The sequence below is a fragment of the Pseudomonas pichavaramensis genome (assembly GCF_050473265.1).
GTDB lineage: Bacteria > Pseudomonadota > Gammaproteobacteria > Pseudomonadales > Pseudomonadaceae > Aquipseudomonas.
Map to the genome: position 1 here is coordinate 532,216 of NZ_JBJKFJ010000001.1, position 23,396 is coordinate 555,611.

The following is a 23,396-nucleotide window of genomic DNA, read 5'->3' on the forward strand; positions in this document are numbered from 1 at the left end:
TATGAAGGTCGGTCATGAGGCAGACAAAAGGCCCTCATGCTTGCCGGTAGAGCGGGTTCAGCTAGGTGCCAACACTGCAGCGTTGCTGAATTGCGCGCTGAACTGCTGCGCCTGCACCGGTCTGCCGAACAGATAGCCTTGAACCTCGTCACAGCCATGCTCGCGCAGAAACTCCAGCTGTGCCTGGCTCTCAACGCCCTCGGCGATCACCATCATGTTCAGGCTGTGCGCCATGGCGATGATGGCTCGGGCGATCTGCGCATCCTGCTCACCTTCTGGCAGACCGTCGACGAAGCTGCGGTCGATCTTCAATACATCGATGGGGAACTGCTTGAGGTAGTTGAGCGAGCTGTAACCCGTGCCGAAGTCGTCCACCGCGATGCACAACCCCAGACGCTTGAGGTCGTGGAGCGTTTGCATCGCGCTGGTCACGTCGTGCATCAGGATGCTCTCGGTCAGTTCGACTTCCAGGCAGGCCGGGGGCAGAGCGGTTTTCTCGATGATGGCGGCAATGCGCGCGCTCAAGTCGCCCTCGGCGAACTGGCGGGCAGAAAGGTTGACCGACACCTTGGGGATGCGAATCCTCTCGTCGTGCCATTGCTTGAGCTGGCGGCAGGCCTCTTCCAGTACCCATTCGCCGACCTGGACGACCAGGCCAAGCTCTTCCAGCACCGGAATGAATTCGTCAGGCGGTACCAGGCCGCGGGTCGGATGGTTCCAGCGTAGCAGCGCTTCGACACCGGTCAGGCGGCAACCGTCGCCGGAAAATTGTGGCTGGTAGTGCAGGACGAACTGGCCCTGTTCCTGAGCGTGACGCAGGTCGCTTTCCAGTTCCAGGCGCTCCAGTGCGCTGGCGTTCATGTCGGCCTGATAGAACTGGAAGTTGTTCTTGCCGCGCTCCTTGGCGTGGTACATGGCCGTGTCGGCATTCTTCATCAGTTGGCTCAGTTCGTCGCCGTCCTGCGGAGCGAGGGCGATGCCGATGCTGGCGGTGACGAAGAACTCGCGGCCTTCGAGGACGAAGGGGCGAGCCAGGCTGGAGAGAATCTGTTCCGCGACGTGGATGGCGCGGTTCAACGCGCCTTCGCGAGTCGCACGCGGCTGCAGCAGCAGGGTGAATTCATCACCGCCCATACGCGCTACGGTGTCATCGCCATCGACGCAGGCTGACAGACGTACCGCCACATCCTTGAGCATGCGATCGCCTGCGGCGTGGCCGAGTGAGTCGTTGATCGGTTTGAAGCGATCAAGGTCGAGGAACATCAGCACCACCCATTCGTCGTGCCGCTCGGCATGCTGCAGGGCGCTGTGCAGGCGGTCCTGGAACAGCGTACGGTTCGGCAGGTGGGTGAGTGCATCGTAGTAAGCCAGGCGGTGAATGCGCTGCTCGCTGGCCTTGCGTTCGCTGATGTCGCTGAAGAAGCATACATAGCTGACGAGATCGCCTTCCTCATCATGCACGGCAGTGATACCGACCCAGGCCGGGAAGTTTTCTCCGCCCTTGCGCTTGAGCCACACCTCGCCTTCCCAGCTGCCACGCTGGTTGAGCTGGCCAAGGATGTACTGCATATGCGTTGCCTGCTGGCGATCGGCCGTCAGCATGCCTGGCAGCTGGTCGAGCACCTGGCCGGCGGAATAGCCGCTGACGCGACTGAACGCCTTGTTGACCTGCACGATATAGCCGGCCGGGTCAGTGACCAGAATCGCCGCTGTGGAATGCTCGAACACCGTCGCGGCCATGCGCAGGTCCTTTTCCGCACGACGTTGCTGGCTGATGTCGCGGCCGACGCCGAGGATGCCCTCGAAGCGACCATTTTCGTCCCACATCAGCACCAGGCGCAGCTCTACCGGGATCTTGTGGCCGTCGGCGCGCAGGCAGTCGAACACGAACAACTGGTCCGGCAGTTCCTCGCGCAGGCGGTTGACACGCGTACGCTCGCCGAGCGCATCGCGAATACGTTCCAGCAGCAGGTTCAGGCCGTCCAGTTGCAGAGGATTGGCGGCCATGCTGTGCAGGCCGTTGGTCATGACCCAGTTGACCGAGTAGCCCAGCACCGGCTCCACCGATGGGCTGACATAGTTCAGCTGCAGGTTGCTGTCGGTGGAGAAGATCACGTCGCTGATGCTTTCCGCCAGCAGGCGATAGCGTTGCTCGCTGTCGCGCAGCGACTGGTTGCGCTCGATCTGTTCGGTGATGTCCTTGGCCACGCCGATCAGGCGGCTGACCCGGCCCTGCTCATCGCGCGCCAGAGCCTGTTCACGGATGCTGAACCAGCGCCACTGGCCGTCGCGGTGACGCCAGCGCAGTACCGACTCGAGCAGCAGGCCGTCACCAACGACCTTCTGCAGGTTGCGGATGCGCCAGTAGTACTCGCTGTCGTCCGGATGCAGGACCTGCTCCCAGAAATCCTCGCGCATGGCGCGCAGTTCGGCCTTGCTGTAGCCGAGTTGCAAGCCAAGGCTGTGGTTACTGAACAAGACCTGCCTGTTCTGCATATCGTGCACGTAGAGCAGGTCGGGTACCGAGCGAACCACTTCGGACCAGAAGCGCTCGCGCTCGATCAACGACAGCTCGATGCGTTTGCGGCTGGTGATGTCGCTGATGCTCAGGGTCACCGCCTGATAGTCCTGAATCATCTCCGGCAGGCGCAGCACCAGCCAGACATGGCGTTGCAAGCCCTGTGCGGTGACCAGCTGGGTTTCCAATTCGACCAGGTTGGGGCCTTCGAGCACGGCCACTGCCAATCGGTAGCGCAGATCGTCTGCTTGCACCGGGCCGCTGTCGATCAGTTGTTGCCAGGCCTGCTCGACGGATTTGACGCCGAGTAAATTGAGCGCCACCTGATTGGCTTCCGTGATGCGCAACTGCTCCAGCATCAGTTCCTGATGCGTCGGGTCCGCGCGCAACCAGCGTCCCAGTCCTGCTGCATCGCGTAGCTTGTTCTGCAACAGCAGGCTGCGCAGGCCGGCAAGGTCGAGCACGCACAAGGCGACGCCGGTACCGTCGAAGATATCCTGATAACGCCGACGGGTTTCCTGCAGTACCCGCATCGCCTGCTGCTCGTCGGTGACGTCGCGTAGTACCCAGACATAGCCGGTCTGGTATCCCAGGTCACTGATGTCGCTGCGGGTCACCGCGAACAGGCGTGCACGCCCTTGTTGTTCAAGCCTGACCAGCTCGGGGCCCGGGTCAGCGGCCAGTTGCGGACTGTTGAGCAGCAAGGGATCGAGATCCGGTAGCAGCTCAAGAAGATGAAGGTCCCAGGCCGCTTCGCTGGTCAGGCCAAACAGGGCTTCTGCCTGCGGGTTGAGATAGCGCAGCTTGCCATCGGATTGCGTGACCAGAATGCGCTCTTCAACTGCGCCGAGGGCGCTGGCCGCACGATGTAGCGAGCGCCGCGACTCGGTATTGAGCTGTTGCAGGCGCCGCTGCTCGCGCTGCAGACCATAAAGTGCGAGGAGGGTGAGCAGTGTGCACAGCACGAACAGCAGAAATTTCCCGGCCAGCGCGGGCATCAGTTCATTGCCGGCTCGGTCGGCATCGAAAAGCGCGCGTAATTGCCACTCGCTACCCGGCAGAGGAATACGCTCCAGGCTCTGCGCCTGCTCGGCTGCCGTTACGGGTGCGATGACGCTGCTGCTCTGTTGCAGATCCTTGGCGCGGGCAATAACACGCTGGCTCGGCACGTCTTCGAGCAGCCAGTCATGCTCGCTCTGATGCTGTTCACGCAGCCAGCCGCGCAGCGCGCTGGTGCTCATACGCAGCACGCGCTGGCTGTCGTCCGCCTGGCGTAACAGCAGGTAGAGCGCACCGCCGTCCTGGGCGCTGAAGGCGAAGTGATAGGTCGCTGACCCGCTTCGCTGTTGCTGCTCACGGATGAAGCTGAGGTCGCGCGCACCGCCGAAGCTGTCGCTGATCAATTGGCCGTTAGCGTCGAGCCAGGCCACGCTGCTCAGGGTCGGGAAGATGCTGCGTAGCGTGCTGACCAGTTCGGCGTCAGGGCTGCCGCTCTCGACCGCGCTGCCCAGCATGGCCTGACCTGCCCGGGCCTTCAGATGCATGTTCAGGCTCAGATGTTTGGCCAGTTGTTCGCCATAACTCAGGCTCAGCTGCTTGCGACTATCCAGCAGTTGGCGATATTCCTGAGTCAGTTGCCAGGCCAGCAGTCCCAGAATCGCCAGTACCAGTGCTACCAGCGCACGCCTGAGCGCTTCGCGACGCTTTGGCGCGGGCGACTCGTCCGATGCGGAAGAAGGCTGGAATGAAGGAGTCGACACGTTCTGTGGACCTGCAGCTACTGCTGGGCTGTTTGAGCGATTGAACACGCAAGCATGCCTGCGCTCACGTCAGCCGGCTAGAATGCCTGTAAACGTGGCCAAGTGCCAGCTGTGCCGACGAGCGTAGTTTGCCCTGTCGCGTGCATTCCGGTAGCTTTGCGCCGCGCGCGTGAACTGTCCGCGCCATACTTGGCGTTCATTCCTGCAGCAGCTAAGGTCTCTGCACATCGCTCCAATGCGGGCTCCGCGAAAGGGCCGGCAGGCGAGGAAATAGCCAGCTGGCCCGTTCATCAGCTGGCTCTTCACCGCTGACGAACTTTCGCTGTGCATGCAGGTGCGCCACTTTCAGCTCTCATCATTACCAGTCAGGTTCTCATGGCTCAGTACGTCTACAGCATGCATCGGGTCAGCAAGGTCGTCCCGCCGAAGCGTGAAATTCTCAAGGACATCTCCCTGTCGTTCTTCCCGGGCGCCAAGATCGGCGTACTGGGCCTCAACGGTGCCGGTAAGTCGACCCTGCTGCGCATCATGGCCGGCGTCGACACCGAGATCGACGGCGAGGCCCGTCCGATGCCGGGGATCAAGGTCGGCTACCTGCCGCAGGAGCCGCAGCTCGACCCGAGCAAGACCGTGCGCGACATCGTCGAAGAAGCCGTCGGCGAGATCAAACAGGCCCAGGCCCGCCTCGACGAGGTCTATGCCGCCTACGCCGAGCCGGATGCCGACTTCGACGCGCTGGCTGCCGAGCAAGCCAAGCTGGAAGCCATCCTTCAGGCCTCCGACGGCCACAACCTGGAGCGCCAGCTGGAAGTCGCCGCTGACGCCCTGCGTCTGCCGGCCTGGGACGCGAAGATCGAACACCTTTCCGGTGGTGAGAAGCGCCGTGTCGCCCTGTGCCGCCTGCTGCTGTCGGCCCCCGACATGCTGCTACTGGACGAACCGACCAACCACCTGGACGCCGACTCGGTCGCCTGGCTGGAGCGCTTCCTGCACGACTTCCCCGGCACCGTGGTGGCGATCACCCACGACCGTTACTTCCTCGACAACGTCGCCGGCTGGATTCTCGAACTCGACCGCGGCCACGGCATCCCGTACGAGGGTAACTACTCCGGCTGGCTGGAATCCAAGTCCAACCGTCTGGCCCAGGAAGCCAAGGCCGAGGCGTCGCACGCCAAGGCCATGAAGGCCGAGCTGGAGTGGGTTCGTCAGGGCGCCAAGGCGCGTCAGTCGAAGTCCAAGGCCCGTCTGCAGCGCTTCGAGGAAATGCAGTCGCAGGAATTCCAGAAACGCAGCGAGACCAACGAGATCTACATCCCGGCCGGTCCGCGTCTGGGCGACAAGGTCATCGACTTCGTCAACGTGTCGAAGTCCTTCGGCGACCGCGTACTGATCGACGACCTGTCGTTCAGCATCCCCAAAGGCGCTATCGTCGGTGTGATCGGCGGCAACGGTGCCGGTAAGTCGACCCTGCTGCGCATGATCACCGGCAAGGAACAACCGGATTCCGGCCACATCGAGATCGGTGAAACCGTACAGATCGCCAGCGTCGAGCAGAGCCGCGATGCGCTGGACGGCAGCAAGACCGTGTGGGAGCAGGTGTCCGACGGCTTCGACATGATCAAGGTGGGCAGCTACGAGGTGCCGTCGCGTGGTTACGTCGGTCGCTTCAACTTCAAGGGCGCCGACCAGCAGAAGTTCGTCAAGGACCTCTCCGGTGGTGAGCGTGGCCGTCTGCACATGGCCCTGACCCTGAAGCAGGGCGGCAACGTGCTGCTGCTCGACGAACCGTCCAACGACCTCGACGTGGAAACCCTGCGCGCGCTGGAAGACGCGCTGCTGGACTTCCCCGGCGCCGCCATCGTGATTTCCCACGATCGCTGGTTCCTCGATCGTATCGCCACCCACATCCTCTCCTACGAGGATGACGCCAAGGTCAACTTCTTCGAAGGCAACTACACTGAGTTCGAAGCCGACCGCAAGAAGCGCCTGGGCGATGCCGCCGCGCAGCCGCACCGCGTGCGTTACAAGAAGCTGACGCAGTAAGCGTTCAGTGGATAAAAACGGAGCCTGCAGGCTCCGTTTTTCATTGGCTCGCAAGGTTTCTGTAGGAGCGGCGCCCCGCCGCGAACCAGGGCGAACGCGAAAAGCTTCGCCCCGGGGCTCCCACGAAGGGGCGTGATTGGCATCCGTTCCGTAGGGTGCGCTGTGCGCACCGGTAGGCGGGAATATCGCTGCGCACAGCGCACCCTGGCTGTTCAGAGCCTGGCCAGCAGGGCTTCCAGTGCCTTGGCCTGATCCTCGGCCAAGTCGATGATATGAAAGCCGGCCCAGCAGTGCTGGCCGTCGGCGCCGGGGCGGCTCCACAGGCAGTCGGCTCCGAGGCGGACTTCCTGAATGCCCTCTGCATTCGATGTGCACACCAGACGGCATTGCAGCACGGCATCGGCCGTATGTGGCGTATCGCTGAACAGCATGAAGCCATCGGCAGACAGGTCGACGATGCGACCAAGACGCTGGCCGCTGTTCAGGTCAAACACCTCCAGCTGCATCTCGGTGCCATGGCGGCTATGTTGGCGACGCTCTTCCATGGTAGTTCCTCAGCGGGGTTCGGCCGTGCGCCCAGTGAAACGCTGCAGCACGCGGTAGATGGCAGTCAGCGCGCGATCCACCAAGGGTGTCGCGCGTTCGGGAGTAACGATGCGGGCCAGCCCTTTCTCCATTTCACTGGCCAGCAGGGTCAGCGGTTTGATCGCTACACGCTGGCCGCTGTTGTCGACGAACATGTAGTTATGCGTGGTGGGGCTGAACCAGGAGAGCTTGAGCACGCGGCTCTGGCCATTGCTGACGAATTCGAACCAGGTGCCGAATTCGACATTTGCCAGCTCCTTGGCGAGGCTCTGTGCTCGCGCAGAGAGTGTGCTGCGTGACGGTGCCTGACGCGCCAGGTCGGCGTCTTCACCGAGCATCGCGCCCAGCGGGCTCTCCGGCAGGGTCGGTGTCAGCTGTGCTGCCAGTTGCGGTTGCTTGGCCTGTACGGCGTGCTGGCAGGCGACCAGATCCTGGAGCAGACGGCGGATACCGTCTTCATGATAGCCCCCCAGCAGCTCCAGACCTTTGCGCAGGTCGCTGAGCATGGGCACGCGAAGCTCCTGCAGACGCTGCTTGTCGTCTTCCTCCAGGGGGGTGCCGCTCCAGGCCAATTGTTCGGCCACTTCGCTGGCACGCTTCCACTCGTCGCTCTGCTCGCCGTGGCGCAGTAGCACGAATACCAGTACATCGGCCCAGGTCAGTTCGAGGAAGTTACGAATGATCGCGGGCAGATCTCGTTGCGCAACGCACTGATGGATGATTTCCAGTGCCTGCTCGCGGGCGCCGAGCAAGCGGTCTCTGCCCTTGGCCGCTTCGACTGCCCTGCGTTCGCGTAGCTCGACCTTGTGGCGCAGGGTGTCGACATATTCGTTGAACTCGTCGATCAGGCTGTCGAACAGTGCCAGGTCGCCAGTAAATCCGTGAATGACGCGTTCTACCACCCATTGCATCTTGGCCAGCAGACCCCGCTCGTCACCTTCGCTGCCATACAGCACGCCGGCCTGGGCCATGGTGTTGAGCAGGCGGCGCGCCGGGTGGTAATGCTGAGTGAACAGCGCCTTGTCCAGCAGGGCGATCTTCAGGTAGGGCGTATGCAGGTGCGAGAGCGCGGTCTTGCAGGCGTCCGGCAGGTTCTCGTCATCGAGAATGAAGTCGAACAGCATGCCGACCAGGTCGATCACGTCGGCTTCCTGGTCGGATACCCGGCTGTCGCCAGGCAGGCTGCTATGGGCTTCCAGCTGTTGTTGCAGGTCGGCCTTCAGTCCTTCCACTGCCTGCGGTTTGTGCAGGCGCTGGGCCAGTTCATGGGCGGACTGCTGCTGCATGCGGTTCAGTGCAGCAAGCAACTCACTGGCGCTGTAGGTACGACTGGCCTCGCGCGGTGAAAAACTGACGATACTGCGGGTGCCGCCGAGCAATGGCGCGTCAGGATGACCATGGCGGTGCTCGTCCAGCAGACTGGAAAGGCCACTGAACAGCGCTGAGGGATCGCTGGGTGGTGGCGCGCTAAGGTCTAGATCCAGCAGCGCCGGCTCTGCGCTCGGCGCTTTGGCAACCGGGGTGCCGGCTGGCTGTGGTTTGGCAGGCGCAGTGTCCGTCTTGGCTGGCTCGGGGCGACTGATGCTTGGGCTGACCTGAGCGCTGTACTTGAGATTCGGCAGCACGCCGGCATCGATCAGGCGCTGGTTCAGGGCACCATATAGCGAGTCCAGGCTTTGCATCACGTGGCGATCGAAGAGCATGTAAAGGATGGTCTTGATCTGTAGCGGGAACGGGCAGGGCGCCAGTGCTTCACGGAATGCCTGGGCGATGGCTTGCGGGCCGAAGGGGTTGTTGTCCTCGCCCAGCTTCTGGCCATTGTTGAGCAGGGCCAGACGTTGCTCCAGGGCGAACAGAGGCTGCGTGCAACGTGCCTTCACCCGGCTGACCATATTGGTGACTTGCAGGGTTTCTTCGTAATCCTCGTTCTGCACCAGTTCCAGTTGCTCTGAATCTAGCTCAGCTGGTACCTGGCTCTGCAGCTTGCCTTCAAGGAAATCGGAGAAATTGGTGGCAATCTTCTGGTGGTAACTGCGCTCGATTTGCGGTCGCTGACGACGAATCTCGCGCATGTTATCGAAGAACAGCGTCTGGACCTTGTTGTTCTCGGCCTTCTCGGCGCACTCGAACAGCGTGTCGTCTACCTGGCCGAAAACGCCATTCAGATGTTCCGCCAGGCGATTCATGACCAGCTTGCGACAAGCCTGCACAAGGTCGCTGAAGCGCGGCTGTATACCGCGACTGGCGAGGCTGACCACCTTGGGATTAATGGGGGGCTGGTCCTGGCTGCTCATTGACTGTCCTGGCTGGCGTCGTCGTCTGGCGCGTCCTGCGTCATGTCGCAGTTCGATGAAACATATAGTAGTCCATGCCGGCTCTGCAAAGCATTGTAGTAAAAGCAGTTTGCAGGGGTTGACAGGGAATTTTTGCTACGTAAAATGGCGCGCCTCAGCAGCGGCAACGCGAAAGCGAAACGCGGTTGAGGTTGGAATGCAGTAGTTCCGCGATAGCTCAGTCGGTAGAGCAAATGACTGTTAATCATTGGGTCCCTGGTTCGAGTCCAGGTCGCGGAGCCAAATTCCAATCGGGGTATAGCGCAGTCCGGTAGCGCGCTTGCTTTGGGAGCAAGATGTCGGGAGTTCGAATCCCCCTACCCCGACCATTTTTGGGTCGTTAGCTCAGTTGGTAGAGCAGTTGGCTTTTAACCAATTGGTCGTAGGTTCGAATCCTACACGACCCACCACCATTCGATGAAGCCCGCCTAGTGCGGGCTTTTTCGTTTCTGCGTATCGGCGTTTGCGTAGCCCGGATGCAATCCGGGGGATGTTCTCGGCGCTGAAGGGCGGTCCCGAATTGCATCCGGGCTACGCACTGGCTGCACGCAGCTTTTCGTAGGAGCCCCGCCCTGGGGCGAAGCTCTTCCTGCACGCGCGACCCCGGGTTCGCGGTGGGACGCCGCTCCTACAGATTGGCGGTGTAGCGTTGCACGAATGCCGCTATCAATGCAGCTTGAGTCGTGGCTCGGTGCTGCGGCCGATGCGATCGCTGAGCATCAGCAGCAGGGTGCGCGGTACGCCATACAGTGCCATCTGGTGCATGCGATACAGCGATACGTAGAACACGCGGGCCAGCCAGCCTTCGAGCATCACGCTGCCGGTGAGGTTGCCCATCAGGTTGCCCACGGCGGAGAAGCTCGATAGCGAAATCAGCGAGCCGTAATCGCGGTAACGATATTCCGGCAGCGCCTGGCCGCTGATCTTCAGGCGTAGCGATTTGGCCAGTAACGAGGCCTGCTGGTGCGCGGCTTGGGCTCGTGGCGGCACGTTGCGGCCCTCACTGTCGGGTTGTGGACAGGCGGCGCAGTCGCCGAAGGCAAACACATCGTCGTCCAGTGTCGTTTGCAATGTCGGGCGCACTTGCAGCTGGTTGATGCGATTGCTTTCCAGCCCATCCAGATCCTTGAGAAAGCCTGGCGCGCGAATGCCGGCGGCCCAGACTTTCAGGCTGGCCGGAATAAAGTTGCCATCAGCCGTTTTCAGGCCCTCGGCGGTCACCTCGCTGACGGCTGCGCCGGTCAGCACGGTTACGCCCAATTTTTCCAGCGTCTTGTGCACCGGACGGGCAATGCGCTCGGGCAGGGCAGGCAATACGCGCGGCCCGGCCTCGATCAGGGTGATGCGCATATCTTCCGGGCGAATCCGGTTGAGGCCATAGGCCGCCAGCTGCTTGGCGGCGTGATGCAGCTCGGCCGCCAGTTCCACGCCGGTGGCGCCAGCACCGACGATGGCGATGTTGATCTGCGAGCCGTCTTCGTTCTCGTTGGCGTGGGCGCGCAAGTAATGGCTGAGCATGCGGCGATGGAAGCGCTCGGCCTGCTCGCGAGTATCGAGCAGGATGCAGTGCTCGGCAGCGCCGGGTGTGCCGAAGTCATTGGTGGTACTGCCTACGGCGATCACCAGGCTGTCATAGGTGATGCGCCGCTCGGGCATCAGCACCTGGCCGTCGTCATCCAGAGTGGGGGCCAGGGTAATGCTTTTGCTGGCACGGTCCAGGCCGGACATGCGGCCGAGCTGAAACTCGAAATGATTCCACTTAGCCTGGGCCACGTAGTTCAATTCGTCTTCCGAGGAGTTCAGCGAGCCGGCGGCCACTTCGTGTAGCAGAGGCTTCCAGATATGGGTGAGGTTGGCGTCGACCAGAATGATGCGGGCTGCACCACTCTTGCCAAGTTTTCTACCAAGGCGGGTGGCCAGCTCCAAACCGCCGGCGCCGCCGCCGACAATCACGATGCGATGGGACATGGGAAGTGCTCACAAGGCTTTGAAAAAGACGGTGTGAGTGGGGCAGGGCGAGCGCGAGGCAGCTCATAGCACCAGTCCACTCAGAAAGCGGCTCAGCAGGCCCAGGCCGATGACGGTGACCAGCACGATGCCGAGCAAGCGCCAGACATGAAATGGCTGACGCTCGATCTGATGCTGCGGTGCACTCAGGTACTGGTCGACTTTCTGCTGGTCTTCTGGGCTCAGACGGCTGGTCATGGGGAGGCCTCTGCTTGAATGGCGCTATTCTAGGCGCGCCCGCCAGCCTTGGCGAGCGTTGTTGTCCTCAGGGTCAGATACGTCGTCGAGGATTTCGACGCTTAGGTTGTCGTCCAGGCGAATGATGCCGCCTTCGACAACCCGAGCGGTTATGCCGCCGTGCCCGCGCATGGCCTGGAAGGTTCCGCGGCCAAGGCGCTCCTCCAGGCGGGCACAGGGCTGGCACCAGCCAGTGGTTTCCAGCAGCGCCTGGCCGATGCGAAAGCGCCGGCCCTTGAGGCTGAACAGGTTGATGCCGGCAACCGCGATATTGCGCCTCAGTTCACTGGGATGCATCGGGCTGTCGCGACCGAGCAGGGCGGCAACGACGGCCAGGTGCTCCCATTGAATCAGCGTCACCTGCCTCGTATTGCGTGGTCCCGGGCGGCTGTGATCGCCGGTCAGCCCGGCTTCGCGGCGAGCCTCCACCGCGTCGACTTCGAGCATGGCGGCGCGTGATTGCGGGCGCACGCCTATCCAGCGCACGCGTCCGACCTGTGGCACCTCGGCCAGTAACGCCTGCAGTGGGCTCACAGATCGATACCGATGTCGAACAGCAGGCTGCGCCCGAGATTCTGGCGCAGAAAATCCGGTGCATCCGGGTGCGCGAATAGCACGCGGGCGAATCGCGGGCCGACCAGTGACAGCGAGCGCCAACCCTGGCGCAGGTACTCGGTAGGTGGCGGAAAGTGGCTGTTGCAGTCCAGTACGGCGCGCTTGAGGCTGACGAACGCAACCAGATCCAGCTCTCCCAGGTCGATGCCGCGCTCGCGATAGTTATGCGCCTTCTTGCGCAGGGTTGGCGCCAGGCGGGCCTGCATCTCGCTGGCCGCAATCCGCTTGGGGCGAGCCTCTCGGCGCACCAGTTGGCTAAGAGAAAAGGCGCTGCGGCGGCGCTCCAGCTCGGCGCGCCATTCGTCGTTCAAGCGCCGGCCCTCGTCGAGGACGAAGAACACCTCGAAGTTGGCCTCGCGAAAAAGCACGTCTGGTGGCTCCTGGCCGCTTGGCGTGAAATCATCGCCATGGTGGCGCACGTTCAGCGCCTGCAGCAGACGCTGGCAGACCCAGCGCTCACGCTCCCATTTCTTGGCGTTGGAGAGAAAGGCATTGGCCTGCTCGGCCTGGTGCGTGAGCAGGCGCAGGTAGTCGGAATCGTCCATGACCGAAGCTTAGCCGTAGCGCTGGTCTGCATGCCAGTGCCGCTCAATCATGCTCAAGTGGCGCGGCCACTATTCCTGCGCGGAGCCTGCTCTCGAATGGCTAGTGGTCGCGAGTCTTTGTGCTGCAGTGTTCCACTGTCAGACTCGCGACGGGTGCCGGTGTAGACTTCCTGGCATAGCGTTGGGATGAAGGAGGGGGATGCGCGGATGATCGCTTCTGAGCTGCTGGCGTTCAGCACCCTGCTGGGCGGTTGGCTGATCTATGTACTGGCCCTGTTGTGGGCGCTGGCGCGCGTGCCCTGGCTCGAACTGTTCAGTGACCTGCGTCGCCAGCATCTGTTGTTCGGCACCATGCTGGGACTTTTTCTGCTCTGGCTGGTGCGTCGCGATTTCGACTCGGGGCTGTCCTATCACTTCATTGGCATGACGGCGGTTACCCTGCTGCTGGATTGGCCGCTGGCCATACTGGCCGGCTTGGCGGCGCAGATAGGTTTGCTGGCCATGGGGCGACTGGACCTGGCCGCGCTTGGCGTCAATGGCTTGCTGCTGGTGTTGATCCCGGTGCTGGTGACTGAGTTGTGCGCGCTGCGCGTGGAGCGCGCTCAGCCGCGCAACCTGTTCGTCTATATCTTCTTCTGTGGCTTCTTCCCGGCGGCCCTGGCCACACTGATGACCTTGCTCGGCGGTCTGGCCTTGCTGTGGATGGATGGCCTGTACCCAATGCCGCCCTGGCTCGAGGACTTCGCCGGCTACCTGTGGCTGGTGGCGTTTCCCGAGGCGTTCATTAACGGCACCATCGTCACTGCATTGGTGGTGTTTTACCCGGACTGGCTGGAGACCTTCAATCGCAGTCGCTACCTGCAGGCACCCTGGAAGGACGGCGATCGCGGCGAGTGAATGACGTGCTATCGAACTGGCAAATGCGCTGTTTCGAATTGACCCGGGTCAATGCCTGGCAAGCGCCGTGGATCATCCTGAAGCAAATCGCAGGAGACCTAGAACATGAGTATTCACAGCTGGGCCAAAACCGCTCTATGCAGCGCTCTACAAGATGCCGAGGCACAGGGATTCGATCGTTTGCTGGCGCTGCGTGCGCTGCTCGCCGAGGTCGTGCAGCAGAACAACGCCCTGCGTGACTCCCAGGAGCTGGCGCACGAACTGCAGTTTCTTGCCGACAACCTCGATGAGGATCGCGACTACGCTTTCATGCGTCCCTGACGTTCCCGCGATTTCGCTTGTGTAGGAGCTGCGCCCCGCCGCGAATGGCTTAGGCGTGTTGCTAAACCTAAAAAGCTTCGCCCCGAGGCGGGGCTCCTACGACTTGGGCGACTTCAACTAGCGGTAGCCCGGATGCAATCCGGGGAAATGTATCGGCAATCCCCGGAATACAGACTGTAGCGGCGGCGCCCCGCAGCGAATAGAGATATGTGACTCAATGCGGCCGTGTCGGTAGATCGCCGCTGAATAGCTCGTCTTCCAGGTCGTTGCCGGGAATGGCGTGTTCCTCGGCCGCCCAGGCGCCCAGGTCGATCAGTTTGCAGCGTTCGCAGCAGAAGGGGCGATAAAGATTTTCAGCTTTCCATTCGACGGGCGCGCCGCAGGTGGGGCATTGAACGGTGGTGGTCATGATTGGCCTCCGCGCAGGGTCAGATAGAAGTTGTGCAGGCGTTCGACCTCGTGATCCAGCCAGGCGAGGTCGCGATCATTGCTCAGCACGTCATCGGCATGCCGCAACCTTTCCTCACGGCTGGCTTGTGCCTGCATGATGGCCCGTACCTGCTCTTCCGAGCTTTGGTCGCGGGCGATGGTGCGCTGCACCTGAAGTTGAGCTGGGGTGTCGACGACCAGCACGCGCTGGGTCATCCGGTGTTGAGCGGATTCAACCAGCAGCGGTGACACCAGAATGGCGTAGGGCGACTCGGCGCGCGCCAGCACCTGAACGATTTCCTGGCCGATCAGCGGGTGCAGCAGGCTTTCCAGCCAGCGGCGTTGTTCCGGGTCGGTGAATATCAGCTTGCGCAGCGCGGCGCGGTCCAGCTCACCGCTGGGCTGGAGTACTCCGGCACCGAAGTGCTCGACTATCCTGGCTAGCGCCGGACGGCCCGGCTCCACGACCCAGCGAGCCGCATGATCGGCATCGACCACATGTACGCCGCGCTCGATAAAGCCTTGCGCCACTGCGCTCTTGCCGCTGCCGATGCCGCCGGTAAGGCCGAGTATCCAGGGTTTCATAACGCCGATGCGGTCCCGTTATTGCTCAAGGCCGCGATTGTAGGGGGGATTTCGATGTGATGCGAACACGGTGCGCCTCGACCCCTTGTAGGAGCCGCGCCTCGCGGCGAATGGTTCTAAGGTTTGGCGCTGAATCCAAAAGCTTCGCCCCGGGCCGGGGCTCCTACAACTTGGGCGGCTTCAACCAGCGGGTAGAGCGGATGCAATCCGGGGAAACCTATCGGCCATCCCCTGATTACAGACTGTAGGAGCGGCGCCCCGCCGCGAATCCGCACGGAACGGTGGGGCGCAGCGCGCTTTAGAACCCAGCAAACTTCAAATAACTACCGGTAATCACGTCGCCCCAGAGCAATGCGATCCACCCAGCGATGGCCAGATAAGGCCCGAAGGGCATTGGCGTGCTGGAGTCGCTACCGCGCATGCGCAGCAGGATTACGCCAAGTACCGCGCCAACCAGCGAAGACAAGAGGATGGTCAGCGGCAGCACCTGCCAGCCGCCCCAGGCGCCGAGCATGGCTAGCAGCTTGAAGTCGCCGTAGCCCATGCCTTCCTTGCCGGTGATCAGCTTGAACAACCAGTACACCGACCACAGGCTCAGATAGCCGGCAATCGCCCCCCAGAGTGCGTCTTCCAGGCTGGTGAGTAGACCGAAATAGTTGACGATCAGGCCCAGCCACAGCAGCGGCAGCACCAATGCGTCCGGCAGAATCTGATGGTCGGCATCGATCATGCTCATCGCCAGAAGGCCCCAGGTCAGCACCAGCATGGCGCCAGCCTGCCAGGTGAAGCCGAAGTGCCAGGCGATATAGCCGGACAGCACGCCGCAGGCCAGCTCAACCATGGGATAGCGCTTGCTGATCGGAGTTCTGCAGTTCGAGCACTTACCACGCAGGAATAGATAGCTGATGACCGGAACGTTCTCCCAGGGGCGAATCTCGTGACCACAGTTGGGGCATGAAGAGTTGGGCAGAATCAGATTGAAGGTTTCTGATTGAGGCGCGGGCGGCAGTTCAAGTACCTCGCGCGCCTGACTTTGCCAGTCGCGGTGGAGCATTTGCGGTAGGCGGTAGATCACCACGTTAAGGAAACTGCCGACTAGCAAGCCAAGTAGTACGACGCACAAAATAAAGGCCAGCGAATTGCTGGCCAGAAAATCGATAACAAGCATTTATACGACGGCGCCGAGCTGGAAGATTGGTAGGTACATGGCGATGATCAAGCCGCCGACCAGTACGCCCAACACGGACATGATAATTGGTTCCATCAGGCTGGTCAGGCCGTCGACCATATTGTCAACCTCCGCTTCATAGAAGCTGGCGACCTTGTCGAGCATCTCATCCAACGAACCAGACTCTTCACCAATAGCGGTCATCTGGATGGCCATGCTAGGGAACGTGCCAGTAGTGCGCATGGAGAAGTTCAGCTGCATGCCTGTAGAAACGTCCGCCTTGATTTTATTCGTAGCGTTTTTGAAAACAATGTTTCCCGTGGCTCCTGCGACCGAGTCCAGCGCATCAACCAGGGGAACGCCTGCTGCGAACGTTGTCGAAAGCGTACGTGCGAAGCGCGCTACTGCTGATTTGTAGAGAATGTCTCCAACAATAGGGAGTTTCAGTACGCCGCGATCAACAGAGTCTCGTAGCTTCTGGGAGCGTTTCATGGCTTCTTTGAATGCAAAGATTGCGACAAATATTCCTATTAGGAAAATGAACCACCATTCTTGGAGAAACTGGGATATACCTATAACCATTTGGGTAAAGGCAGGAAGCTCTGCACCGAAGTTGGCGAAAACCTGCTCGAATTGTGGCACGACCTTGATCAGCAATATCGCGGATACAATGATGGCAACCACCACTACGGCGATGGGGTAGTTCATCGCCTTCTTGATCTTGGCCTTCAGGGCTTCGGTCTTTTCTTTGTAGGTCGCAATACGATCCAGCAGGTTTTCCAATGCCCCCGCCTGCTCACCGGACTCAACCAGGTTGCAATAGAGCTCATCAAAGTATTGAGGTTTCTTACGCAGGGAGGCCGCGAAGCTGTTACCTGCCGCAACCTCCTGCTTCACCTCATCCACCAGCTTGCGCATATTGGGGTTGTCGAAACCCTCGGAAATGATGTCGAAGGACTGCAGCAGTGGCACACCTGCTTTCATCATGGTTGCCATTTGTCGGGTGAACAGGGCAATGTCCATGGGCTTGATTTTCTTGCCTGCTCCACCTAAAGACAGGCTCGATTTCTTGCGCACCTTGGTCGGATTGATGCCTTGCTTGCGCAGCTGAGCCTTGACCAGTGACGGGTTCTGTCCGCTGATTTCGCCTTTGACGACGCTACCGCTTTTATTTTTGCCTTCCCAGGTAAATACACTGGTTTTCAGAGCTTTTTCCGCCATGGTTAATCCTTGGTCACGCGGTTGACTTCCTCAAGGCTGGTAACCCCTTGCATGGCCTTGAGCAAAGCGGAGGTGCGTAGATCATTAAAGCCGTCTTTACGCATCTGTGTGGCGATATCGATGGAATTGCCTTCCTCCATGATAATCCGCTGGAGGTTGACGGTGTTTTTAACCACTTCATAAATACCGACACGACCCTTGTAGCCGCCTTTGCAATTTTCGCAACCTACCGGGCCATAGATCTTGAATGTGCCGATCTTGTCCTCGGGGAAGCCTTCGGCCAAAAGGGTTTCCCGTGGCACATCCACTTCCTTTTTGCAGCTGTTGCACAGCTTGCGTGCCAGGCGCTGAGCGATGATCAGGTTGACCGAGGTGGCGATGTTGAATGAAGGTACGCCCATATTGCGCAGACGAGTCAGGGTTTCTGCCGCACTGTTGGTGTGCAGAGTGGACATCACCATGTGGCCCGTTTGCGCGGCTTTGACGGCAATGGACGCGGTGTCCAGGTCGCGGATCTCGCCGACCATGATGATGTCCGGGTCCTGACGGAGAAAGGCACGCAGGGCCTGGGTAAAGTCCATGCCCTGTTTGGGGTTGACGTTGACCTGATTGATGCCTTCGAGGTTGATCTCTACCGGATCTTCAGCGGTAGAGATATTTACATCCGGGGTGTTGAGAATATTCAGGCCGGTGTAAAGCGAAACGGTCTTGCCCGAACCTGTTGGGCCGGTGACCAAAATCATGCCCTGTGGTTGCTTTAGTGCATTGAGGTACAGCTCTTTTTGAGCTTCTTCATACCCGAGGGCATCAATGCCCATCTGTGCACTGGTTGGATCGAGAATCCGCATCACGATCTTCTCGCCCCATAGTGTGGGTAGGGTGTTGACACGAAAGTCGATGGCCTTGGTCTTGGATATCTTCATCTTAATCCGACCATCCTGCGGCTTGCGCCGCTCGGAAATATCCAGTGCTGCCATGACCTTCAGGCGGGCGGAAATTCGCGGAGCCAGCTGAATCGGTGGGCGGGCCACTTCATGTAACATTCCGTCGGTACGGAAACGCACCCGGTAGGCCTTCTCGTAAGGCTCGAAGTGCAAGTCCGAGGAGCCGCCTTTGATGGCATCCAGCAACATCTTGTTGACGAACCGAACCACCGGGGCATCGTCAGCGTCCACTCCACCATCATTGGCTTGTTTATCATCATCGACTGCTTCGACATCGAGCCCGTCCAGATCGACGTCTGCCAAGTCCTCCATGCCACTATTGGCTGAGTCAAAGAACTTGTCGATTGCTTCGCCAAGCTTATCGTCCTCAACCAGAATGGCTTCGGTAGTCAAACCGGTGCTGAACTGGACATCGGTAACCGCTTGATGGTTGGTCGGGTCGGAAAGGCCTACGAACAGTTTATTGCCGCGCCGCCACAAGGGTAGTACGCGGTGTTGGCGTACCAGCTTTTCGCTGATCAGCTCCCGCGGCTGGCCTTCCTTGTCGATTGCATTCAGGTCGAAGAAGGCCACACCAAATTGCTCGGCGGCAAGCTCCGCCAATGCCCGGCTTTTTACCAATTTGTTCTGCACTAGGTAAGTCACCAGCGGCATTTTATTGCGCTGGGCTTGTTGCTGGGCTTGTTGGGCGGCTTTTTCGTCCATTAGTCCGGTTTCTGCCAGTTGCCTGGCCAAGCCGGAAAGGGAAATGCTCTCGTTCATTAGGTGCTCCACAAACAATGCCTGCCTTATAACCTAGACGATTGGTGGCTGCCAAATGAGGCTAAAGAAGGTGACAAAAAATGGCAGATAATGCCGGGTTGAGAGGCTGTGCGGGGGAGGGCGGGCTTGGAAAGGCGTTGTAACTGCGCGTATAGCTAACTTGGCACGCTGGGTGCATTGCTCGGGGTAGGTCGCTGGACCTGTCCATTTCTAGGAGAAAAAGTATGAAAGCTCAACTGCAGAAGGGTTTTACCCTGATCGAATTGATGATCGTGGTCGCGATCATCGGTATCTTGGCTGCTGTGGCTCTGCCGGCTTACCAGGATTACACCGCGCGTGCGAAGGTTTCCGAAGTGGTTCTGGCCGCTTCTCAGTGCCGTACTACGATCACTGAAGCCTCTCAGACTGGTTTTGCTGCGACCCCCGCGGCGGCTAATAGTTTTGGTTGCGGAGAGGATGCTACCGGTCCTGTATCTCAGTATGTGGCTACCATTCAAACGACCGCTACTGGCATTATTCAAGTTGCGGCGCGTAACATTTCCCAGCTTGGAAACAATGTGAACTTGGAACTGCGCCCGTTCAGTGATGCAGATGGTCAGACTGCCATGGCTGCTGCTGGTTACAACCGCGCATCTTTGACCCCTATCCTTGCCTGGCAATGTGCTGCTGGTGCTACCAATGGCATCGAAACCAAGTACCTGCCTGCCAGCTGCCGCTAAGTATTAGTAAAGGGGTGGCTTAAGTTACTCCTTGTGATCCTAAAGCAACGCCCCGCAATTGCGGGGCGTTGCTTTTTTGGGGGGGGGGAAGGGGGAGGCCCATGCGTGAGAAATTTTGAATATGTGCGATTTTAAGTTGCGCTGATGGGTTTTATGTTGATGTCTAGATTTTTCAAGTTTCATTGCTATTGGGAGGTGTCGATGACTCTTCGGTTTAGAGCTTTTTTTGTTCATCTAATAGGCTCCCTTGTCGTCGGACTGAGCATTCTGGCCTTAGTGTTTGGGCTCTGGTATCCGTCTCCTCTGCACCAGGCACTGGGTGTGACGTCTATATTCATCATGCTGCTGATGGTCGATATGGTATTGGGACCGTTGTTAACCTTGTTGGTATGCAAGCCGGGTAAACAAACTCTCAAATTCGATCTGGTAGTAATTGTCGTGCTACAGCTGACTGCTCTGGTTTATGGTTTGGGGGCAGTGTTCCAGGGGCGGCCGGTGTGGTTAGTATTTAATGCAGACCGGTTTGATGTGGTGCAGGCGATAGATATCGATAGGCGTCGAATCAATGAGGCGTTGCTACAGTACCAAGTCCCCGCATGGTCGGGGCCGCAATGGGTGGCAGCTGTGTATCCTGACGATATAGAGAGGCGCAACGAAGTCCTCTTCGAAGCTGCTCAGGGAGGCAGTGATATTGCTCAGCGCCCTGAGCTTTATCGGCCTTTGGTCGAGTCTGCTGAGAAGATGCAGCACAGGGCTGAAAGTCTTTCCAGTTTGTCGAAGTATAATGATCCTGCCGTTGTTTCTGGCGCTCTAGCTGTCTGGCCGCAAGCGACAGGTTGGTTGCCTCTAATGGCTAGATCGCAGTCTATGGTGGTTCTGCTTAGTGATGGTAATACGAAAGTGCTGGCTGTAGTCCCACTTAGGCCGTGGCTATAAAAGGCACACTATTATTGTAAGGTGGTAAGCTCAAACACATGTGGTTAGTGTTGTCTCTGAGCTCTTTGGTGTTATGTTCTCTACAACGCCAACCGCATCGACAAATCCACGGCCTTCACATCCTTGGTCAGCGTCCCCAGCGAGATGTAATCCACGCCGGTTTCAGCAATCATGCGCAGCGTGCTGTCGTTGATCCCGCCGGAGGCTTCGAGCTTGGCGCGGCTGGCGGTGAGTTTGACCGCTTCGCGCATGTCTTCCAGTGACAGTTCGTCGAGCATGACGATATCGGCGCCGGCATCCAGGGCTTCGTGCAGTTCTTCCAGGCTTTCCACTTCTATCTACACCGGTTTGCCCGGGGCGATTTGGTGGGAGGTGTTTATCGCCTGGGCGATGCCGCCGCAGGCGGCGATGTGGTTTTCCTTGATCAGGAAGGCGTCGTACAGGCCGATAAGGTGGTTGTGGCAACCGCCGTAGGTCTCGGCATATTTCTGCCCAAGCGTTTGTCCCGAATCTGGGTATCGCAGATTCGTAGAATGACGTCGCCGAAGGTGCTCTCGTTAGTTGCCGCGAGCCTTTTGATGGTGCCGATATCTCAGTGCTGTGTCATCGTGCGATGGCCCGGGGGCGCCGGACACTCGCCCTTCGCTAATTGATCTTGCGGGCTTCAGCTTGGATGGGCGTGGGAGTGGCGTCGGCTCTTGGTATGTGTGGGGTACACTTTCGGCATTAAGTGGGAGGTTAATAGTGAATAAAGATGCATTGATTGGCTTGATGCGCTCGAGCCTGGATGGGTTGTTGGCCATCTACGCCTTCGGCAGTCGTATCCACGGTACGGCAGATAAGCACAGTGACCTGGATATGGCTGTTCTTGTGCGCGGGTACACGGATCCTGTGGCGCTGTGGTCCCTTGCCGGTGAAGCTGCCGACATTGTCGGGTGCCCGGTGGATTTGTTGGACCTACGCAGAGCTTCAACCGTGATGCAGCAGCAAGTGTTGCGGGGCGGTGAGCAATGGTGGGCAGCCGACGGTATCGAGGCCGGTTTGTTCGAGTGTGCGGTGTTGAGCGAGAAGCTTGAGCTGGATCGAGCCAGAGCACCGCTTTTGCTGGATATCGAGCGAGATGGACGGGTTTATGGCCGATGATGTGTTGTTGAACAAGGCCGCAAGCATCGAGCGTTGTGTAGGCGAGCGCGAGAAGAGTATGACCGCGATCCGGCGAGCTTCGCCGACGACTTTACGCGTCAGGATGCCGCCATTCTGAACATCCAGCGTGCTTGCGAGGCGGCCTTGGATATGGGGCAACATCCGATCAGGCGCGAGCGTCTTGGTATTCCGCAGAGTGCGCGCGACGTATTTGCGCTGCTCGCCGCAGGCGGCTGGGTCGACAATGATCTGGCTGAGGCGCTCAAACGGATGGTGGGTTATCGCAATATTGCGGTTCATGAGTATCAAACGCTGCAACTGCCGATTACCGTGGCGGTGATTACCCGGCATCTGGATGAATTTCTCGATTATTCCAAGAACATTTTGTTGAAGGATGCTCAGTAAGATTAAACTGCGGTTTGACCTGTAGGAGCCCCGCCCCGGGGCGAATTGTTGTTCGGTATGATTTCTGTGAGGCTGCGATTCGCCGCGGGGCGCGGCTCCTACAGTGAGTCTGTGGATTACAACGCCAACCGCATCGACAAATCCACGGCCTTCACATCCTTGGTCAGCGTCCCCAGCGAGATGTAGTCTACGCCGGTCTCAGCGATCACGCGCAGGGTGCTGTCGTTGATCCCACCTGAGGCTTCGAGTTTCGCGCGGCCGGCGGTGAGTTTGACGGCTTCGCGCATGTCCTCCAGTGACAGTTCGTCGAGCATGACGATATCGGCGCCGGCATCCAGGGCTTCGCGCAGTTCTTCCAGGCTTTCCACCTCTATCTCCACCGGTTTGCCCGGGGCGATCTGGTGGGCGGTGTTTACCGCCTGGGCGATGCCGCCGCAGGCGGCGATGTGGTTTTCCTTGATCAGGAAGGCGTCGTACAGGCCGATACGGTGGTTGTGGCAACCGCCGCAGGTCACGGCGTATTTCTGTGCCAGGCGCAGGCCTGGCAGGGTTTTGCGGGTGTCCAGCAGCTTGACCTGAGTGCCTTCCACCAGGTCGGCATAATGACGGCAGCGGGTGGCCACGGCCGAAAGCGTCTGCAGGAAGTTGAGCGCTGCACGCTCTCCGCTGAGCAGTGCGCGCGCGGGGCCTTCCAGGGTGAACAGGGTTTGATTGGCTTGGGCGCGCTCGCCATCCTGCACCTGCCAATGCACCGTGACGCGGGGATCGACCTGGCGAAAGACCGTATCGACCCAGGCAGTGCCGCAGATGGTCGCGTCCTCACGGGTGATCACGCGGGCGCTGGCCAGACGCTCTGCCGGAATCAGCTGGGCAGTGATGTCACCGCTGCCGATGTCTTCTGCCAGGGCGCGGCGGACATTGGCTTCAATTTCGCTGCTGAGGTCGGCGAGGGTCAGGTTGGGCATGGTCGGCTCCGGTTTAGGCGAGGGGCGATTATAGAGGCAGGAAGGCGTTGAGCTACAGCGTGCGGGTTTTGGCTTATTTGCGACGATATATTCAAACGGCGTCGCCGTAGGGCGGCTCAGGCAGGTGGTCATGCGGCCCGACCGCCGGTAGAGCGTCACGCGGCTGTCAGGCGTAGGCTGTAACCTTCATGGCTATCCTCTATTGGCTACCGTCCGTAGGTGGCGCGCTGCTATCTGTGACCTGGATCATGTCTGTGG

Annotated in this window: 19 protein-coding genes, 3 tRNA genes and 2 pseudogenes; 10 read left to right on the forward strand and 14 right to left on the reverse strand. The window is 59.9% G+C overall.

What is annotated here, in order from left to right; genetic code table 11:
- Window positions 1–57: 57 nt before the first annotated feature.
- Window positions 58–4,278 (reverse strand): sensor domain-containing protein, encoded by a 4,221-nt coding sequence (locus ACJRW5_RS02390; RefSeq protein ID WP_484568930.1) that lies wholly within the window; start codon window positions 4,276–4,278, stop codon window positions 58–60.
- A gap of 375 nt (window positions 4,279–4,653) precedes the next feature.
- On the opposite strand from ACJRW5_RS02390, the gene ettA reads away from it, so the two are divergent.
- A complete protein-coding gene (gene ettA / locus ACJRW5_RS02395; RefSeq protein WP_484568931.1) occupies window positions 4,654–6,321 on the forward strand; it encodes an energy-dependent translational throttle protein EttA in 1,668 nt (555 codons plus the stop codon).
- 212 nt (window positions 6,322–6,533) lie between these two features.
- On the opposite strand, the gene ACJRW5_RS02400 is transcribed toward ettA, so the two are convergent.
- Both ACJRW5_RS02400 and ACJRW5_RS02405 read right to left on the reverse strand, forming a co-directional pair.
- Window positions 6,534–6,866 (reverse strand): PilZ domain-containing protein, encoded by a 333-nt coding sequence (locus ACJRW5_RS02400; protein WP_484568932.1) that lies wholly within the window; start codon window positions 6,864–6,866, stop codon window positions 6,534–6,536.
- 9 nt (window positions 6,867–6,875) lie between these two features.
- Window positions 6,876–9,200, reverse strand: a complete 2,325-nt coding sequence (locus tag ACJRW5_RS02405; RefSeq protein ID WP_484568933.1) for a DUF1631 domain-containing protein — start codon at window positions 9,198–9,200, stop codon at window positions 6,876–6,878.
- Between the two features lie 206 nt (window positions 9,201–9,406).
- Here ACJRW5_RS02405 and ACJRW5_RS02410 point away from each other — a divergent pair.
- From ACJRW5_RS02410 to ACJRW5_RS02420, 3 genes are all read left to right on the forward strand, one after another.
- Window positions 9,407–9,482, forward strand: a tRNA-Asn gene (locus ACJRW5_RS02410).
- A gap of 9 nt (window positions 9,483–9,491) precedes the next feature.
- Window positions 9,492–9,568: transfer RNA gene (locus ACJRW5_RS02415), tRNA-Pro, on the forward strand.
- Between the two features lie 5 nt (window positions 9,569–9,573).
- Window positions 9,574–9,649: transfer RNA gene (locus tag ACJRW5_RS02420), tRNA-Lys, on the forward strand.
- 256 nt (window positions 9,650–9,905) lie between these two features.
- On the opposite strand, the gene ACJRW5_RS02425 is transcribed toward ACJRW5_RS02420, so the two are convergent.
- The 4 genes from ACJRW5_RS02425 to ACJRW5_RS02440 form a co-directional block, all read right to left on the reverse strand.
- Complete coding sequence (locus ACJRW5_RS02425) at window positions 9,906–11,207, reverse strand: NAD(P)/FAD-dependent oxidoreductase (protein WP_484568934.1); 1,302 nt, start codon at window positions 11,205–11,207, stop codon at window positions 9,906–9,908.
- A 63-nt stretch (window positions 11,208–11,270) separates the two neighbouring features.
- Window positions 11,271–11,444: a DUF3094 domain-containing protein gene (locus ACJRW5_RS02430; protein WP_484568935.1), complete on the reverse strand. Its 174-nt coding sequence runs from the start codon at window positions 11,442–11,444 to the stop codon at window positions 11,271–11,273.
- A 24-nt stretch (window positions 11,445–11,468) separates the two neighbouring features.
- On the reverse strand, window positions 11,469–12,017 hold the full coding sequence (locus tag ACJRW5_RS02435; RefSeq protein ID WP_484568936.1) for an MOSC domain-containing protein: 549 nt from the start codon (window positions 12,015–12,017) through the stop codon (window positions 11,469–11,471).
- Window positions 12,014–12,643, reverse strand: a complete 630-nt coding sequence (locus ACJRW5_RS02440) for a DUF1780 domain-containing protein (protein WP_484568937.1) — start codon at window positions 12,641–12,643, stop codon at window positions 12,014–12,016. Before ACJRW5_RS02440 ends, ACJRW5_RS02435 begins: the two co-directional genes overlap by 4 nt.
- A 207-nt stretch (window positions 12,644–12,850) precedes the next feature.
- On the opposite strand from ACJRW5_RS02440, the gene ACJRW5_RS02445 reads away from it, so the two are divergent.
- Window positions 12,851–13,540 (forward strand): energy-coupling factor ABC transporter permease, encoded by a 690-nt coding sequence (locus ACJRW5_RS02445; protein ID WP_484568938.1) that lies wholly within the window; start codon window positions 12,851–12,853, stop codon window positions 13,538–13,540.
- 105 nt (window positions 13,541–13,645) lie between these two features.
- Entirely contained in the window at window positions 13,646–13,861 is a 216-nt protein-coding gene (locus ACJRW5_RS02450; RefSeq protein WP_484568939.1) for a hypothetical protein, read from the forward strand.
- Window positions 13,862–14,075: 214 nt separating this feature from the next.
- Here the strand turns inward: ACJRW5_RS02450 and yacG are convergent, their stop codons facing one another.
- The 5 genes from yacG to pilB form a co-directional block, all read right to left on the reverse strand.
- Window positions 14,076–14,270, reverse strand: coding sequence for a DNA gyrase inhibitor YacG (gene yacG / locus ACJRW5_RS02455; RefSeq protein WP_484568940.1), 195 nt, complete (start codon window positions 14,268–14,270; stop codon window positions 14,076–14,078).
- On the reverse strand, window positions 14,267–14,875 hold the full coding sequence (coaE, locus tag ACJRW5_RS02460; protein WP_484568941.1) for a dephospho-CoA kinase: 609 nt from the start codon (window positions 14,873–14,875) through the stop codon (window positions 14,267–14,269). The genes yacG and coaE overlap by 4 nt, the downstream gene beginning before the upstream one ends.
- A gap of 298 nt (window positions 14,876–15,173) precedes the next feature.
- Window positions 15,174–16,043, reverse strand: a complete 870-nt coding sequence (locus ACJRW5_RS02465) for a prepilin peptidase (RefSeq protein WP_484568942.1) — start codon at window positions 16,041–16,043, stop codon at window positions 15,174–15,176.
- Window positions 16,044–17,264 (reverse strand): type II secretion system F family protein, encoded by a 1,221-nt coding sequence (locus ACJRW5_RS02470; RefSeq protein ID WP_484568943.1) that lies wholly within the window; start codon window positions 17,262–17,264, stop codon window positions 16,044–16,046.
- 2 nt (window positions 17,265–17,266) lie between these two features.
- On the reverse strand, window positions 17,267–18,970 hold the full coding sequence (gene pilB / locus ACJRW5_RS02475) for a type IV-A pilus assembly ATPase PilB (RefSeq protein ID WP_484568944.1): 1,704 nt from the start codon (window positions 18,968–18,970) through the stop codon (window positions 17,267–17,269).
- A gap of 224 nt (window positions 18,971–19,194) precedes the next feature.
- On the opposite strand from pilB, the gene ACJRW5_RS02480 reads away from it, so the two are divergent.
- Together ACJRW5_RS02480 and tfpZ are read left to right on the forward strand one after the other, a co-directional pair.
- Window positions 19,195–19,689: a pilin gene (locus tag ACJRW5_RS02480; RefSeq protein WP_484568945.1), complete on the forward strand. Its 495-nt coding sequence runs from the start codon at window positions 19,195–19,197 to the stop codon at window positions 19,687–19,689.
- Window positions 19,690–19,890: 201 nt separating this feature from the next.
- On the forward strand, window positions 19,891–20,625 hold the full coding sequence (gene tfpZ, locus ACJRW5_RS02485) for a TfpX/TfpZ family type IV pilin accessory protein (protein ID WP_484568946.1): 735 nt from the start codon (window positions 19,891–19,893) through the stop codon (window positions 20,623–20,625).
- Window positions 20,626–20,705: 80 nt separating this feature from the next.
- Here the strand turns inward: tfpZ and ACJRW5_RS02490 are convergent.
- Window positions 20,706–21,131: pseudogene (locus ACJRW5_RS02490) on the reverse strand (nicotinate-nucleotide diphosphorylase); the annotation flags it as partial.
- Window positions 21,132–21,369: 238 nt separating this feature from the next.
- Between ACJRW5_RS02490 and mntA the strand changes: the two are divergent.
- Entirely contained in the window at window positions 21,370–21,768 is a 399-nt protein-coding gene (gene mntA / locus ACJRW5_RS02495) for a type VII toxin-antitoxin system MntA family adenylyltransferase antitoxin (RefSeq protein ID WP_484568947.1), read from the forward strand.
- Window positions 21,758–22,173 (forward strand): annotated as a pseudogene (gene hepT / locus ACJRW5_RS02500) (type VII toxin-antitoxin system HepT family RNase toxin). The gene mntA and the pseudogene hepT overlap by 11 nt, the downstream one beginning before the upstream one ends.
- 116 nt (window positions 22,174–22,289) lie before the next feature.
- Here hepT and nadC read toward each other — a convergent pair.
- Window positions 22,290–23,138, reverse strand: coding sequence for a carboxylating nicotinate-nucleotide diphosphorylase (gene nadC, locus ACJRW5_RS02505; RefSeq protein ID WP_484568948.1), 849 nt, complete (start codon window positions 23,136–23,138; stop codon window positions 22,290–22,292).
- Window positions 23,139–23,396: the final 258 nt, after the last annotated feature.